Genomic DNA, 14,713 nt, shown 5'->3' with positions numbered 1-14,713 from the left:
CGGCCGATAGCGGCCTATCGAGCAATTTCCTGAGAACAGGTCGAATGACTGCTGTCAGGGCGCATACCGAACTCAAGCTTCGGACACAACCTGCCATTCGGCACTTTTGCGGGAAGCGGACATAGGCGTATAGCGATGCAGCAGTTTTAGAACTTCTTTCGCTGAGTTTCTGGAAGAAACGCTGTGGCGAAGCCAAGGAGCGGCAGAAATGAGGTCACGCCATAGACCCACACAATGCCGTGTACGTCTGCCAACTCACCCAGTCCGGCTGCGCCAATTCCACCGACGCCGAACATCAACCCAAACATCAGTCCAGATACCAGTCCCACGCGACCGGGTACGGCCTCCTGTGCGTAGACCACCAGAGCGGCAAAGGCAGATGACATTACCAAGCCTATGACAATGGCGAGGATGGCTGTCCCGGCAAGACCGACATAAGGCAGCGCAAGAGCGAACGGGGCGACGCCAATAAACGAAATCCAGATGACAGCCTTGCGGCCAATGCGGTCTCCAACAGGTCCGCCTACGAAGGTTCCTGCGGCCACAGCTGCGAGGAACATGAAGAGAAACAGCTGACTCGTCTGCACGCTGAGCTGAAAGCGCTCGATCAGATAGAACGTGAAGTAATTGGTGAATGATGCGATGTAGACGAACTTCGCAAACATCAGCACACAGATAACGGAAATCGCACGTATCACGCCAGCGCGGCCCAGCCCCTCGCCATGGCCTTTCGACAGGACCTTGGCTTTAGCTGTTCCGTGATGACGTACCCAGATTGTGAGGCGATACAGAACGAAGATCGCTACCAGTGCGACCACCATGAACCACGCTACCGCTGGCTGACCATGCGGGATAACAATGACCGCAGTCAGCAAGGGGCCGATGGCGGAGCCGGTGTTACCACCTACCTGAAAAGTGGATTGCGCTGTTCCAAACTGGCCACCCGACGCCAGCCTTGCAATCCGCGAGGCCTCTGGGTGAAAAGTAGCAGAGCCGACGCCCACCACCGCTGCCGCAACCAACAGCATCTCGTAGCTGCTGGCCGTAGCCAGGAGCGCGATTCCGATGAAGGTCATCCCCATGCCCGAAGGAAGCAGGTATGGCTTGGGATGCTTGTCTGTGTACAGGCCGATCCAGGGCTGGAGCAGCGACGCCGTGACTTGATAGACCAGCGCGATGATTCCGATCTGCCCAAAGCTCAAGGAGAAGCTCTGTTTGAGCATGGGAAAGATCGAAGGCAGCATGGCCTGGATCATGTCGTTGAGAAGGTGGGCAAAGGCAGCGCCCCCGACGATAGGGAGAAGGAATCCCTGTGGCTTGGCGTCGGGCACCGCGATGCAAGGTGCTTCCGATGTGGAGAGAGTGGCAGTTCTGACGGTCATGGAATTACAGAGGCAAGTGCTTTGGACCTGAGCCGTTGGACGGCTGAACTTGGAGATTACGTCCTTGCCGATTGGCTGTCGCACGCTCATCTGCCAATACCTGTAGAGTTTCTGCCATGGCAACGCATCCATCCCATAAACACAAGCAGTACGACAGCCTGGCCTGGCCGGTCGTCGTCATGGAGAGCAGGTGGCCGGTCGGTATGTCCACGGGTTGGCATTCCCACCCTAAAGGCCAGCTTCTCTACGCTACAGAGGGCGTTATGGTGGTGCACACCGACGCGGGGTCTTGGATCGTCCCTCCCAATCGCGCGCTCTGGATAACCACGGGCCTGCGGCATACCGTCACGATGGCCGGCGACGTGCTTATGCGCACGGCGTACATCGATGTCGCGAAGGTAACGACCTTGCCGCATGAGAGCAGCGTCATCAACGTCTCACCCCTGCTGCGCGAACTGCTCGTGGAGGCGGTCCGCATTGCGTTCCACACCGAGCCGAAAGGCCGCGACGCACGGCTTCTGGAATTGCTCATTGATGAGATTCGCGTCTCAACGACCCTTCCGCTTCATCTGCCAATGCCCAAGGATGAGCGGCTTCGCAGCATCTGCGACCAACTTAGCGCAACCCCCTCAGATTCGTCGAATGCCGCGGAATGGGCAGCGTCAATCCATGTGGGAGAGCGAACATTGCACCGGCTATTTGCCAAGGAGACTGGCATGACGTTCGCTCAGTGGCGTGAGCAGGCTAGGCTGCTTCACGCGCTGCGCGGGATTGCTGCAGGTAACAAGGTCATCGAAGTAGCGCTCGACTGCGGCTACGGCAGTGCCAGCGCGTTTGCTGCAATGTTCCGTCGACATTTCGGGGTCTCGCCCTCCAGCTTCTATCAATAGCAAGGCCAAGCTGCGAAGCCCTCAATTCGGCGCGCCCTTTTTAACTGACTGCAATTGATGTGTGCGAACGGCGGCTCTGTGCCGAACAGCGACAGTCGCCGTTCGGCCAGTAGCGGTCATTTGGTCATTGAACTTTTGTACTAACCAAAGACTGAGATCAAAAATTTTAGGATTGTCTTAAGGCGGCAACAGCTAATTTGCCTGTTGAACTGCAAGCTCATACAGTATTAGGCGAACTAAACATGCTTGTTGTATGTCTTCTTAAAACTAGTTAGTCCGCTTTAATTTCTGTCCATTTAAGCCTATGAATATTCAAACACCATTTACCTTCTCAAGTGTTTATTCGCTGGGTTTTTGGGGTTTGTTAGTGCTGCGCCTGCGTAGGTTTTGCCAGTTTCAAGCCTTTTTAGGCTCTAGTCGTTTCACAGTAAGCACTAGTAGCTATGGTTTTCGTAGTTTTGCGGAGCCTCGGTGGCGCGGTGCTTTTCCGTGGGTTACGCCCATCGCCAAGTCTGGGGGTTCTCTTTTGGCCTTTTGGTCTAACCCATCGGTCTTGTCGATCCGCCGATGGCAGTCGACTTGCCTCAGTCGTTATAACTCGCATGGCGCAAGTTCCAACTCCTCCTGACCAGTCGGAGTTCATGGAACCCGAATTGACTCCGATCGTTGAAAGTACTGGCGAAGGACTAGTCGGGACGCTGATTGGGTTCAGCTTTTGGTTTATTGTGCTGAGTTTTGTACTGACGATTGTCACGTTGGGCAAGGCTCTCCCTCTTTTATTTTTCTCGATCTTTGCGGTTCTACCAATCTCCATGCTAGGGTGCTCAGCGCTCTGCTGGCGCGTTTTCCACGCCTCGTTGAGAAGACCGTCTGTCCAAGTTGAGGCCGTTGTCGGTAGTCAATGGGCCAGGTTGGTTGGGTTACTTGCGCTCATACCGGCTGTTGTTTTGTTGGCGCTGTCTGGCGGAATTCTGACTTTCGCATGGCACAAGCTCTAACTAGTCATTGCAACCGACCGCCTTCGGCATCGAATGAATTGCGAATGTCTGCAATGGGTCGTCACCACCAGTTCGCAGCTTACGGGAGCTGCCGTTCACCTTGTCTGGCGCACTACGATCCAGCCAATTTCCGCTTTGAGGTGCACAGCGCACGTCTGGCCAGATAGCAGGTCAACGACTTGTATTGGCGGCAGCGGTCACAGGCTTGCCAAATCTCAGAGGCTACAACCAGCCTGAAGCTACCTGCCGGGCGATCATCCTCACCGGCCGCTTGCGACCATCTTGGAACGACCCATTGTGGAGGTTCGTTTTCAGTAGTGCTCAATGAATGGAAGGCAGCCTGAACTGGTTGAGCAGTACCTCTTCAACCTCTTTCGGATCCAGCTGCCTTTTCTCAGCACGTCCATCTGTGATCGTCTTAAGCATGTCCCCCAGCAAAATGTTACGACCACTGCTGTGGTGTTGCACAACTACTAGCTTCTGCACAAAGATCGCTTCAGGGTGCGTGGAATTGAGATAGTTGGCGGGAACGAAGTCGATCCATTCCTGAGGTGAAAGATCAAAGCCGTATTGGTTGGCCCACTCACCATCTACTTGAGCTTTGAGCAGGTATTCACCGCGCTCGTCACGGGTGAGCCGAAAGGTGTCACTGTCCTGCTCAATATTTATATCCAGAAGCTCCAGATCCATTGGTGCTCGGATGCCGTAGCTGCCGAAACCCAGATCGCACAGCCAGCGCCGACCTTCGACCTCGGCAATCACGGCCATGTGGGTCCTAGGTCTGCGTGCCGGATAAAACATGGGCCGCGCGGCGACGAACTGGTAGGGAATGCCCAGAGCTTGTAACGCCATTGCAAACAGTCCGTTGACCTCATAGCAGTAGCCGCCTCGGCCTTGCTGGAGAATTTTGTCGGCGATATCTTCAGGTATCAACGAGACGACTTTGCCGGCTTGAACATCCAGATTTTCAAATGGAACCGTAAATAGCTGCTGGCGCATCAACGAGTGCAGGGTGGTTGTGTCACCAGCGAAATTGCCTGTGTAGCCAATGCGTTGTAAGTAGGTGGGCAGATCGAAATTGCTGGCATGCATGAAAAATCCTTGGTGAAATTGCATCCAGAAAGATAGAGCATGAATCGCACTATCTGTATAAGCAGAATGATTGAAAATCTACCTGTACAGATTGAGTGAAACGTCCATGCAAAACGCAGTGGTTCTCGCCACCCCTTCATTGCCGCACTATCTCCGAATTGCCGAGGCGCTGCGCCAAACACTGGCATCTGGTGCGTTACGTCCCGGCGACCGCTTGATTTCCGCACGCAAGTTGGCGCAGCGGGAGCAGGTTAGTCTGCCCACGGCACTGGAGGCGCTGCGTTGCCTTGAGGCGAAGGGGCTGATTGTTGCTCGACCACGTTCTGGCTACTTTGTGCCTCAAGTGAGCAATAGCGCCTTGTGCCTGTTACCTAGAACGAACTCTTGGCCGGCTTCGCGCCCTTTGCCTGTGACTATGGCAGGCTTGGCACGCTCCTTGTTCAGTAGTGCTGACACGCGATTGATACCACTGGGCGCTGCGCTACCTGATCCCACCTGGCTGCCAACTACGACATTGCAGCGCGCATTGCAGACTGTGGGGCGTCGATTGCAGGGGCATGGGCAGACCTACAGCATGCCGCCAGGGCGATCAGAGCTACGTGCCCAGATTGCGGCACGGGCTTCCCAATGGGGCGGGCAGTTTGGCCCGGAAGATGTCGTGGTGACTGCTGGCGCAACGCAAGCCGTGCGACTGGCGTTGCGTGCAGTCTGCAAGCCTGGCGACGTAGTGGCGATTGAGCGCCCGGCTTATTTCGGCACATTGTTGTTGCTGGAAGACCTGGGCCTGAAAGCTCTAGAAATCTCCACTGACCCGCACTATGGCATGGTGCCAGATGCGATGGCAGCAGCTCTGGCAAAGCACAAACCTAAAGCGGTGTTGGCTTCGCCCACTGTACAGAACCCGCTAGGAGCCTGCATGCCGGTAGAGCACAAACGTGCACTGGTGGCCTTGTTGGAGCAAGCCGGCGTACCTTTGATTGAGGACGACGTATATGGAGATCTCGCAGGAGAATCTTTGCGTCCACCTGCCTGTAAAGCCTTCGATAGCAGCGGCAACGTGCTGTATTGCAGCTCTGTCTCTAAAACATTGGCACCGGGCTGGCGCATTGGCTGGATTGCGCCTGGACGTTTTCACGAACAAGTGCTGAAAGCGCGGCTGGCTGGGGACTGGGCAGGCGTGCCGCTGTTGGAGGCGGCTTTGAGCGAGATATTGGGGAGTGGTGACTATGACAGGCATTTACGGCGCTTGAAATCTCGCATTCATGCCGCGGTTCAGGCCGTCATGGCGCGGGTGGAGGCTAGCTTTCCCGCAGGTGTCAGAGTGACAACTCCCAGCCAAGGTTTTTTGCTTTGGGTGGAGCTGCCGCTCCAGATCCATGCGATGGAGGTATACCGACGCGCGTTGGCGTTGGGCATAGGCGTCAGCCCCGGTCAACTGTTTACGCCGCAGGCTGATCTGCCCAACTATCTTCGTCTAAATTGTGCCAACGATCCCACACCTCGGCTTTTGGGGGCTGTTGGGCAGATTGGGGAGATATGCTGTGAGCTGATGCGACAGGCTCAAAGCATTGATTGAGTCTGTGATGTCTTAGTTCTATGACTCACCGTTTACAGCCTTTCACCATGAGGATTTGGATAACGCGTTTGCTCCAGCAGATGCAGACTAGCTTTGTGAGCAACTAACGGAGTTCCAGCTCCTGATGGCTTAAGCCAAGCACAGGCGACATCGCTCCATATTTGAGTAGTACTTGAGCTTGGAGTCAAATTTAAACGACTGCTCCTGGCCGAAAGTACCAGTTTGGCCCAGCGCCGCATTGCAGCCGTTGAAGACGGCCACCCGGCCGCAGTTTCCGGTGTGGCCGTCAGCGGCAACAGCAAATCTCCGTCTGTTCAGAGATCTCGAGGGCATCGTCGACCTCAATGCCCAAGTACCTCACTGTCGACTCCAGCTTAGAGTGGCCGAGCAGTAACTGCACAGCGCGCAGGTTCTTGGTGCGGCGGTAGATCAGTGCCGCCTTGGTCCTGCGCATCGCAGTGTGTCCCGTACTCCATGCGGTCCAGGCCTGGCTCGTCAACCCAGTGACCGAGGATTCGGGCGTACTGCCGTGTCCCTAGATGTGGAGATTTGTGTAGTCTGCTCGGAAACAAGAAGTCCTCTGATTTCAGCCCAGCTAGCTTGATCCAGGCTTGCAAGGCGTCACGGGCAGCCTGCGTGATCTCGAACTGCACTGGACGCTGAGTCTTGTGCTGCATGACGACCGCGCGCGATGCCACCTGGTCGCCGTGGCATACATCCCAAACCTTGAGGGCGACGAGGTCGCATCCTCGCAGCTTGCTATCGATGCCTAAGTTGAAGAGAGCAAGCTCGCGCACCCGGCCTTCCATCTGGAGCCTTACGCGCAGCGCCCAGATGTCCTTGAGCTTGAACGGAGCCTTCTGCCCGACGATCTTGCCCTTGTTCCACGGCTCGCGATAAGCGGTATTACCTGTAGATCCCATGATGGTCTCCCATCGAGTTGAGGGGCACACAGGATGCGCGGGCTTCGACTCGCCTGAGCGACTAGTGATGCTCGGCTGCCATAGCCTTATGACTGTCAGCTTCCTGGCATAGCCATGAACTCAACATCTCGGCCAAAAGCAGCCTTTGGGACAGATTAAAGTATTGTCGATTCGACGGTTTCCATGTGCCCGAACTGGCTCATGAAAACATTGGTAAATGCGGCCTCGTTAGATAGCTACAGTCAGAAAGCAAGCCTTGATTTCTATTCGACCAATAGCTGCCCACGAATGGCAGAAGTACCGTGATATTCGCCTGCGCGCTTTAAAGGATTCTCCCGACGCCTTCGGCAGTACTTGGGAGCGTGAAATCTTATTGACCGACGAAAGCTGGTCCATACGCATTGCTGCGGCTGCAAAATCACCCAGTAACGAGGTGTTTTTCGCAGTCAGTGGCGAACAGGCTCACGGATTGATATGGGCTCAGATTTCTGAAAAGGAATCAAATGTTGCTTGTCTGTACCAGATGTGGGTCGATCCTGCAGCCCGCGGTTTGGGTGTTGGACGTTCCTTGCTCACGGAAGCGCTTACATGGGCAAGAAAGAATGGTGCGCGACACGTTCAATTGGGCGTAACCGTCGCTGACTCCCCAGCCTTTAAGTTATATACGTCACAAGGCTTTCTCTCTGTCGGAAATGCTGAGCCTTTACGTGAAGGCTCGGGCCTTATGGCACAAACCATGGTGCTGGAACTGGGCGCTAGCGCATGACTGCTTAGGGTCGCAAGCTCCTGTTCGCACGACGTGACAGCGGACATCCAGCAACCATCGGCCTGCACTTAATGGTCACTGTCCGCAGTTCCCCTGAAACATGTCGTTGGACAGTCGCCAGCGTCGATGCTCGGATGGCTGTTATGCAGCGGTAACCGAAAGGTTGCGATGCGGCAACGAGCAGCAGCAATCGCTGCACAACAGACACCTGTTGACGAAGCACGAACAACAGCAATGGGTCGACTGCTGGCCGACGCGAACGACCGCTAACGGATACCTCAGGTTTGTGGCGCTGCCCCATTGAGTCTGCCATTCGGCGACAGACCGCTCACAGCCTGCAGCAGCCCGTTACGCAAAGGTGGTGACCGACGGCTTCTGGCCGGACCGACAGTCGCAGATCGCCCCATCGCAGACCCTCGCGTGCTGTCGCCTCAGGTCTGCTTGGCAGAACTTGCTAACAGAGAGGACGCACAAGCCTGCACTGAACCAGACAGGGTCTGGCCGCAAGGATCTAGAAAATACTTGAGCGGGGCTTGAAACCGGAAGCCTACGGCAGCTGCCGTTCCTGGATACCGACAGCTCAGCTCGAAGCCTTGGCCAGTTGCTGCAGCTCAAGTTGTCTGGCAGCGCTGGCTTCGAGGTTTGCACGCTCTTCATCCAGATAGCGATAAATGCTTTTGAGGTCGGCGATTTTCTGTCTGATCTCCGCCATCTTCTTTTCAATGAGCTTGGCGCCGTCAGCACAATCGATCGTCTTGTTCCGCTGTGCATTCAGAATCTGGCCTATTTCCCCCAGCGAAAAACCCATGCTTTGCGCGCGCTGGATGAAGTTCAGATCCTGCAGAGTTTGCGCAGTGTAGACGCGATAGTTGTTGGTTCGTCGCGTTGGCGAGATCAGGCCGATTTGCTCGTAGTAACGCAAAGTATGGCGGCTGGCGCCGCTGCGGGTCTCAAGTTCGCCGATTCTCATGAAAATACCGCTTGACTATAGAGTTAGGTCGACACTCTACATTTGATTTCTCACCCAACCAAGGAGCAGGAGAATGAGCGTGGAGTGCTTTGTCACGGGAGGGACCGGCTTCATCGGTCAACATTTGCTGGCGAACCTGAGTGCCAAGGGTCACACCGTCCGGGTGTTGATGCGTCGCCCCGAGCGACTGGCTGCACTGCGAGAGCAAGTCGACAATCTGGGAGGGACTGCAACCCGGATATTTGCCATTGCTGGCGACCTGGAGCGGGACAACCTCGGGCTGAGCCCTGCCGACCAGGCAGTGCTAAAGCAGTCCAGAGTCGTATTCCACCTGGGTGCCCACTTCGCTTGGGGGCTTTCATTGGAGCATTCTCGTGCGGTCAATGTAGAAGGGGCAAAGCGCGTGGCGCTGTTGGCGGCTGGGCAAAAGAGCCGCTTGGTGATGATCGGCGGCTACATGCTGAAAAATCATGAACATCTGCTGCGCATCGGAATTGATCCTCGTCATCCGGAGCTGACGAATTGGCCTGCCGTCTACCGGCGCGTCGGTGCTTACGAGGCGAGCAAGCTGGAGGCGCACTTTGCGACTCTGCAGCTCATGTCCGCCCAGGGCGGGGAAGCTACCGTAGTTCACCCCGCAACGGTTTGTGGCCACAGCCGCACGGGACATATCCTTGACGGTCAGCCGCTGGTGGCGCTGATACGCAATCTTGCGCAGGGAAAGCTAGCTGCAGTGCCCGGTACCGCCGAGCATTGGCTGCCACTGGTCACCGTGGATTACCTGGTCGAGTTGGTGGCGGCTTGTGCTTTCGATCCTGCCATGGTGGGCAAGGAACTGCTGGCGCTTGATGGCCAAAGTCCCAACTTGCGGGAGCTCCTGGGACAGGTGGCACACCCCATGGGCCTGCAGCCTCCCAGGCATCACATTTCACTGCGATTGCTGAAGTTGCTGCTGAGTATTCCTCCCATCGCACGCCTCTTGAATACGAACGCTGAAGCCTTGGACTTTATCCAGACCACTCGCTTTGATACGGCAGCAGTCGAGCAATTTGCCAACAGGCATGGAATAGCCAAACCGGATATACGCCAGTCTTTGCAGCACACTGCAATGTTCGTCAACTCATATTGGGTAGCCAAGCACAGGGCAGCCTGACTTATTCCTTGGGGCTCCAAACAACGTCAAGATCCAAAGTGATCGTACGCAGCAGGACAGCGCGGTCTCGGGCATGCTGCAGATGTGCGCTTGCAAATGTCCGCAAGGGTCTGCTGCACTATTTCGACACACGCAAAAGCAGTCATCCAGTTGATGTCGGACATGGCAACAGATTGCATGGCCGCTCTGGGATGGAATCGGTATTCAAGGCCGGCCGACAAGACGGCTACCGGCAAGAGAGGTCATCGCCGCGGCAAATGGGACGCACACTCACGACAAGGTGGATGCGCATTCACGACAGCGGCCATACAGCGTAATTTCATGGCTATCGACCAGAAAACCAGGTGGTGCCAAGCCCGCCAGGTCGCCGGGACAAGCATGTACATCGAAAACCCGCTGACAGACGGTGCACTGGAAATGGTGGTGGTGGCCGTGGTGAGCTACCTCATACATGGGCGTGCGCTCAGGCAAGTGGACCTCATGAAGAAAACCCTCTTCAGCCATCGCTTTGAGAGCCCGGTACACGGTCGCAATCCCCAGCCCAGGTAGCGTTGCCTGCGCCAGCTCCAGCACCTCCTGTGGCGCAAGCGGCCTGCCGGCCTTCGTCATGGCCTGCTCAATAGCCGCGCGCTGCTTCGTGGATCGTTGCTTGGAGGGGGTCATTGTGGCGAGGCTATGTCATGGAAGCGAGGGAGGCAATATTGTGCCCTGGCTCGCCCCTTGACCGGCCCCTACAGGTACTTGAGCCAGGTGATGTCGCGTCGACGCTGCTTGAGTGCAGCAAACCAGCGAACGGCGGGATACAAGGCCACGGCCAGCAGCGCCGAGATCACCCATAGCCAAAGAAAACTGCTCAGCCCGAACAGTTGTCCCTGGTTGGTCCCCCAGACCGCCATTGCACCCAGATACATGAACTTGAGCACGTACAGATGCAGCACATAAAAGAACATGGGCGCGGCGCCCAGCGTGGCCAGAAGCTGCAGCCAGCGGCGACCGGTGGCTTTCTCGAACGCTCTGAGCAGCAGCAATCCGATGCCGAGCGTCAATAGCAGGAACAACAGTGAAGGCGGATACTTGGTGACGTTGAACCAGGACATGACCGTCCGCAGCGCATCCGCACCGGCCAGCCAAGGTGCATCGCCATACACGTTCAGCGTGCGCAGCAGAGCAAAGCCCAGCAGGCAGCTCACGCCTGCAACGAGCAGATGGTGCCTGCGCTGCGTCGAGTCACAGGCTTTGCCAAACCACGGTCCAATGCCGTAGCCCAGGGCGATCACGCCAATCCAGGGCAGCACAGGATAGGACGTGCGCAGTTGCAAGCCCGCCAGCTCCAGCCAACCACGGTCATGCAGGATTGCCCAGGGGATATGCATCACGTGATCCGGCGGGAAATGCAGGCTATCGAACAGGTTGTGCCCTGCTACCAGCACCAGGCCCAACAGCAGCAAAGCCTTGCGTGGCAGCCACACCAGCACCGACAGCGCCAGCATGGAAAGACCAATGGCCCAGATCACTTGCAGGAAGATCCTGGCGGGGGGAAATTGAAAAGTCCAGGCGAAGTTGACTACCGTCACCTCCAGCAGCACCAAGAACAGGCCGCGCCGCCACAGGAAGCCTGACGCGGCACTCGCCTGATCCGCCTCGGCATGGCGGCTGGCATACAGATATGCCCCCAAGCCTGTCAGAAACACAAACACTGGCGCACACAGATGGGCCAGCATGCGCGGAAAGAACAGGCCGGGCGAAGTCTCCGCCACCACCATCGGGTCCGGTACTTGCAGATGCAGGTAAAAGGTTTCACGGACATGGTCAAGCAGCATGAACAGCATGACAAGACCACGCAGCGCATCGATCGATTGCAGACGGCCAGCACTCGCTAGCGAAGACGGAGAAGGTGACAAGCTGTTTGCTCTATTGATATTGAATTATCACTATCATACCAATTCTATGCTTACCCGCACGTGGTTCCAGCTCTTCCCTTCAAGCAAGCAAACCATGTGTCCAAGAACGCAAGAGCACATGCACGCTGCCTTCCCTGAAAAATCTACCGTGACCTCCCGCCCCACCCTCTGCTGCCCTGCAATCGTCGCGGCCCTCCTCCTGGCCGGTGGCAAAGCCTTCGCTATTGGACAGGAAGAGGCCAAAGGCTTTGCCGAGGGCAGTTCTCTCATCATGCAAAACCGCATGCTTTCAGAGCAACTCGACTATCAAAATGGCAGCAGCTTTCGCGCCGCAAGTGGGCAAAGAGGCCAAACCCTTGCTCGCGAATCGGCCTACGGGCTCATGCTCAATTACGAATCAGGCTACACACGGGGCCTTGTTGGAGTGGGGCTTGATGCGCATGCCTATGGCGCCCTCAATCTAGGCACCGAAGCGAACCATGCACGCGCAACACCTCGCTACGTGGCCAGGGATGGACAAGAGATTGCCGATCGTTTTGGGCGCGCCGGCGCTGCGCTGAAAATTCGAATGTCAGCCACCGAACTGAAGGTGGGCGAGATGCGGACCAGGTCCCCGCTCTTCAGTTCGTCCGATACTCGATTGCTGCCTGAAAGCAATCGAGGCTGGCAAGTCATCAGCACAGACATCCCTGCGCTCACACTGCAAGCCGGACGCTTTACCGGCTGGGCTGACCGCAACGCCCGCAAGAACGGCGCCGATCTGCAGGCCAACTACTCGGGCGTGACCGGCAGCTCCTTCAGCTTTATAGGCGGTACATGGGTCACGCCCATCACCAACCTCACGCTCAGCAGCTACTACGGGCAATACGCGGACAACTGGAACACCGCGTATTTGGGAAGTTTCTACAAGCTTCCTCTGCCAGATAAGCGTTCACTGTCGTTCAATCTGAATATCTATCGCAGCACCGACACCGGCAGGGCAAAGTCCGGCGTCATCGACACCACCACCTGGAGCTTGATGAGCAGCTACGCCATAGGTGCCCACAAATTCGGTCTCGGCCACCAGAAGGTCAGCGGGAACAACCCGTTTGACTATGTGAATCGCGGCTCCATCTGGCTGGAAAACGCGATGCAGCTGTCCGACTTCAACGGTCCGCGCGAAGCCTCGTGGCAGCTCAGGTACGACGTGGACCTGAGCTCCATTGCAACCCCTGGATTGAGCGCAGGCGTGGCCTACACCAGAGGCTCCGGTATCGACAACAGCCGTCTCAACGCAGTGTATGCCAGCTACCTCGGCTATTCGGCAGCCAGCGGCAAACACTGGGAGCGAGACATTCAGGTTCGATACACGGTGCAACATGGGGCGGCAAAGAATCTGAGCTTGCAGTTGCGCTACGGAGTGCATCGAACGAATAAAGCGCAAGGTGAAGCCAATATGAATCAGCTTCGACTACAAGCGGAGCTTCCATTCAAAATCCTGTAAACCTGAACGAACTGCCTGATGGGCTGCAATCAGTGATTCATTGCGGCCCCGTCTTCTTCCGATACCTGGCATGAAGCGGCCGATGGGGAAAGTTCAAGGCCGACCGCTTTCGGAGGCATGGGTGAAATGGAGGCCCCGGCCACAGCCCGTCGCCACAGGCATGCAAAACGGACGCTCAGCACAGGTATCGAATATCGGATGGCGGTGAGGAGGGACATGCAACCGAAGGGGTCGCAAGCGATCTTCATCCGAAATGAGAGAAGATGATCCACCCACGCTTGGGAATGACGATCAGGCCAGACTCATGCCCAGTTGCATAAAAGGAGCCGGGTTCTCTCAACGCCTCATTGATACCGCGCTCCATTTCGGAGGGAATATCCGAGCACCCCTCGTTCATACCGGTCAGCCAGCCGTTTCGAACCACTTCGTCCTTCGGCTCGATGTAGGGTGTTTCCTTCCAGTCACTGTATTCACGCGCTTTATGCCGCCTGGCCTGCTTGGCGTCTCTTAAAGCATCAAGCCCATTCGTGCGAATGTGTTCCAGCGATGGCCCATCCATTTTGTAGATAGCTGCTCCGCAACCTTCTCTCAATCCGCCACTGTCTTCTATAAACAGTAGCTCTTCAACCTCAATCGCCTGAGGCAGGTAGCCTTCGTACCAGTAGCTGTTGAGGCCTGCACAGCCTCGGGTTGCAAGCAGGAGCGCAGCCACAATTGAAAGTGCCATCAAACTGAGCTTCATTGCGCCTCTCATATCGCCCTAGGGTAACCTTTCAGTCAAGCCGACCCGCATTCTGCAGTTGGCTTATCTGGCACATCAGACACGCCATGTCCCTCTCCTTGTACCTGGCCGATCATGCCAACCTCCAGGCGCCTTGCAGTGATATATCGCCGGTCACCTTCAATGACGACGGCTGCTACTGGTTCCTTTACCGCTACTTTGAATCAGCAAACCTCGAACGCCACAAAGGCGAGTTGATTGATCTTTACGGTGGCGGTGTCATCGAAGGGTATCAGCTGCATCGCCTTCGCACCGAGCTTGAGCAAGCAATGCAGGATGTCGCGCATAAGCCCGATTCCTGGCTGGTTCTCGTTGGCTGGCAGGGCGGGAGCGTTTGCGTCGAGACTGAAAACTGGCGCAAAGTCGAAAAGCTCGAAGTGCTTCACGCCATCACTTCGCTCCTCGCACTCATACAGTCAAGCTCCCCTGCGCGAAAGCTTGTCTGCGATGGCGACTGAAGTGGCCAGGCTTCGCGCATCATGGCGCCATAGCCGCCCATCATGCCGTTGACGAACAGGCCCACGAGCGCTCCGGCCCGGAGCATGGCCACGGAATCCGACAGCTGAGAGTAGAGCACCGCCATGATGACCGAGCCCGGCAGGAAGATCAGGAAGCCTGCGGCCTATGCAGTTCACATCGAAGACTTGCTCAGGCTCAAGCCCAGTCATCTGCGCGCATTTACCTGTGCGCATTTATCTGCGCACATTTCGTGGCTCGGTGGTGTCAGCCACTCCAAGGAGGATCTGCACTCCCCTGTTTTCATGCACCAATCCATCACAACCTATTGATTGCATTGAA

General features: G+C 56.5%; 14 protein-coding genes and 2 pseudogenes. 8 read left to right on the top strand and 8 right to left on the bottom strand.

The genetic code is table 11. The features are described 5' to 3' along the window. Window positions 1–146: 146 nt before the first annotated feature. Window positions 147–1,472: an MFS transporter gene (locus DFO48_RS23440; protein ID WP_114864939.1), complete on the bottom strand. Its 1,326-nt coding sequence runs from the start codon at window positions 1,470–1,472 to the stop codon at window positions 147–149. Between the two features lie 26 nt (window positions 1,473–1,498). Between DFO48_RS23440 and DFO48_RS23435 the strand changes: the two genes are divergently transcribed. Then, a complete protein-coding gene (locus tag DFO48_RS23435; protein ID WP_003081433.1) occupies window positions 1,499–2,272 on the top strand; it encodes a helix-turn-helix transcriptional regulator in 774 nt (257 codons plus the stop codon). A 304-nt stretch (window positions 2,273–2,576) separates the two neighbouring features. Continuing rightward, entirely contained in the window at window positions 2,577–2,900 is a 324-nt protein-coding gene (locus tag DFO48_RS23430; protein ID WP_114864938.1) for a DUF1010 domain-containing protein, read from the top strand. Between the two features lie 691 nt (window positions 2,901–3,591). On the opposite strand, the gene DFO48_RS23420 is transcribed toward DFO48_RS23430, so the two are convergent. After that, the gene (locus tag DFO48_RS23420; RefSeq protein WP_114864937.1) at window positions 3,592–4,362 is read right to left on the bottom strand and encodes an arylamine N-acetyltransferase; all 771 of its coding nucleotides are present in this window, start codon (window positions 4,360–4,362) and stop codon (window positions 3,592–3,594) included. 70 nt (window positions 4,363–4,432) lie between these two features. Between DFO48_RS23420 and DFO48_RS23415 the strand changes: the two genes are divergently transcribed. Continuing rightward, on the top strand, window positions 4,433–5,938 hold the full coding sequence (locus DFO48_RS23415; RefSeq protein WP_233506508.1) for a PLP-dependent aminotransferase family protein: 1,506 nt from the start codon (window positions 4,433–4,435) through the stop codon (window positions 5,936–5,938). A gap of 286 nt (window positions 5,939–6,224) precedes the next feature. Here the strand turns inward: DFO48_RS23415 and DFO48_RS23410 are convergent. Continuing rightward, a pseudogene (locus DFO48_RS23410) lies at window positions 6,225–6,861 on the bottom strand (tyrosine-type recombinase/integrase). Between the two features lie 256 nt (window positions 6,862–7,117). Between DFO48_RS23410 and DFO48_RS23405 the strand changes: the two are divergent. Then, complete coding sequence (locus DFO48_RS23405; RefSeq protein WP_114864935.1) at window positions 7,118–7,627, top strand: N-acetyltransferase; 510 nt, start codon at window positions 7,118–7,120, stop codon at window positions 7,625–7,627. A 580-nt stretch (window positions 7,628–8,207) separates the two neighbouring features. Here DFO48_RS23405 and DFO48_RS23400 read toward each other — a convergent pair. Continuing rightward, entirely contained in the window at window positions 8,208–8,597 is a 390-nt protein-coding gene (locus DFO48_RS23400; RefSeq protein WP_114864934.1) for a MerR family transcriptional regulator, read from the bottom strand. 73 nt (window positions 8,598–8,670) lie between these two features. Here DFO48_RS23400 and DFO48_RS23395 point away from each other — a divergent pair, with 73 nt between their 5' ends. Continuing rightward, entirely contained in the window at window positions 8,671–9,750 is a 1,080-nt protein-coding gene (locus tag DFO48_RS23395) for an SDR family oxidoreductase (RefSeq protein WP_114864933.1), read from the top strand. A gap of 270 nt (window positions 9,751–10,020) precedes the next feature. On the opposite strand, the gene DFO48_RS23390 is transcribed toward DFO48_RS23395, so the two are convergent. Both DFO48_RS23390 and DFO48_RS23385 read right to left on the bottom strand, forming a co-directional pair. After that, window positions 10,021–10,413 carry a Fur family transcriptional regulator gene (locus DFO48_RS23390; protein ID WP_003081454.1) on the bottom strand — a complete coding sequence of 131 codons (393 nt, stop codon included), beginning with the start codon at window positions 10,411–10,413 and terminating at the stop codon, window positions 10,021–10,023. A gap of 68 nt (window positions 10,414–10,481) precedes the next feature. Next, window positions 10,482–11,651 carry a DUF1624 domain-containing protein gene (locus tag DFO48_RS23385; protein WP_114864932.1) on the bottom strand — a complete coding sequence of 390 codons (1,170 nt, stop codon included), beginning with the start codon at window positions 11,649–11,651 and terminating at the stop codon, window positions 10,482–10,484. Between the two features lie 118 nt (window positions 11,652–11,769). Between DFO48_RS23385 and DFO48_RS23380 the strand changes: the two genes are divergently transcribed. Further along, the gene (locus DFO48_RS23380) at window positions 11,770–13,134 is read left to right on the top strand and encodes an OprD family outer membrane porin (protein WP_114864931.1); all 1,365 of its coding nucleotides are present in this window, start codon (window positions 11,770–11,772) and stop codon (window positions 13,132–13,134) included. A gap of 244 nt (window positions 13,135–13,378) precedes the next feature. Here the strand turns inward: DFO48_RS23380 and DFO48_RS23375 are convergent, their stop codons facing one another. Then, on the bottom strand, window positions 13,379–13,876 hold the full coding sequence (locus DFO48_RS23375) for a hypothetical protein (RefSeq protein ID WP_114864930.1): 498 nt from the start codon (window positions 13,874–13,876) through the stop codon (window positions 13,379–13,381). 86 nt (window positions 13,877–13,962) lie between these two features. Here DFO48_RS23375 and DFO48_RS25515 point away from each other — a divergent pair, with 86 nt between their 5' ends. Next, window positions 13,963–14,373: a hypothetical protein gene (locus DFO48_RS25515; protein ID WP_199407046.1), complete on the top strand. Its 411-nt coding sequence runs from the start codon at window positions 13,963–13,965 to the stop codon at window positions 14,371–14,373. Here DFO48_RS25515 and DFO48_RS25915 read toward each other — a convergent pair. Continuing rightward, window positions 14,367–14,528, bottom strand: a pseudogene (locus DFO48_RS25915) (MFS transporter); the annotation flags it as partial. The gene DFO48_RS25515 and the pseudogene DFO48_RS25915 overlap by 7 nt on opposite strands. Here DFO48_RS25915 and DFO48_RS23360 point away from each other — a divergent pair. Next, window positions 14,497–14,703, top strand: coding sequence for a hypothetical protein (locus DFO48_RS23360; RefSeq protein ID WP_114864928.1), 207 nt, complete (start codon window positions 14,497–14,499; stop codon window positions 14,701–14,703). The pseudogene DFO48_RS25915 and the gene DFO48_RS23360 sit on opposite strands and share 32 nt — an antisense overlap. Window positions 14,704–14,713 lie beyond the last annotated feature (10 nt).

The organism is Comamonas sp. AG1104 (assembly GCF_003350425.1).
Lineage (GTDB): Bacteria > Pseudomonadota > Gammaproteobacteria > Burkholderiales > Burkholderiaceae_C > Comamonas > Comamonas testosteroni.
The sequence above is the reverse complement of the archived record's forward strand: the minus strand, read 5'-3'. Positions and strand labels throughout refer to the sequence as shown.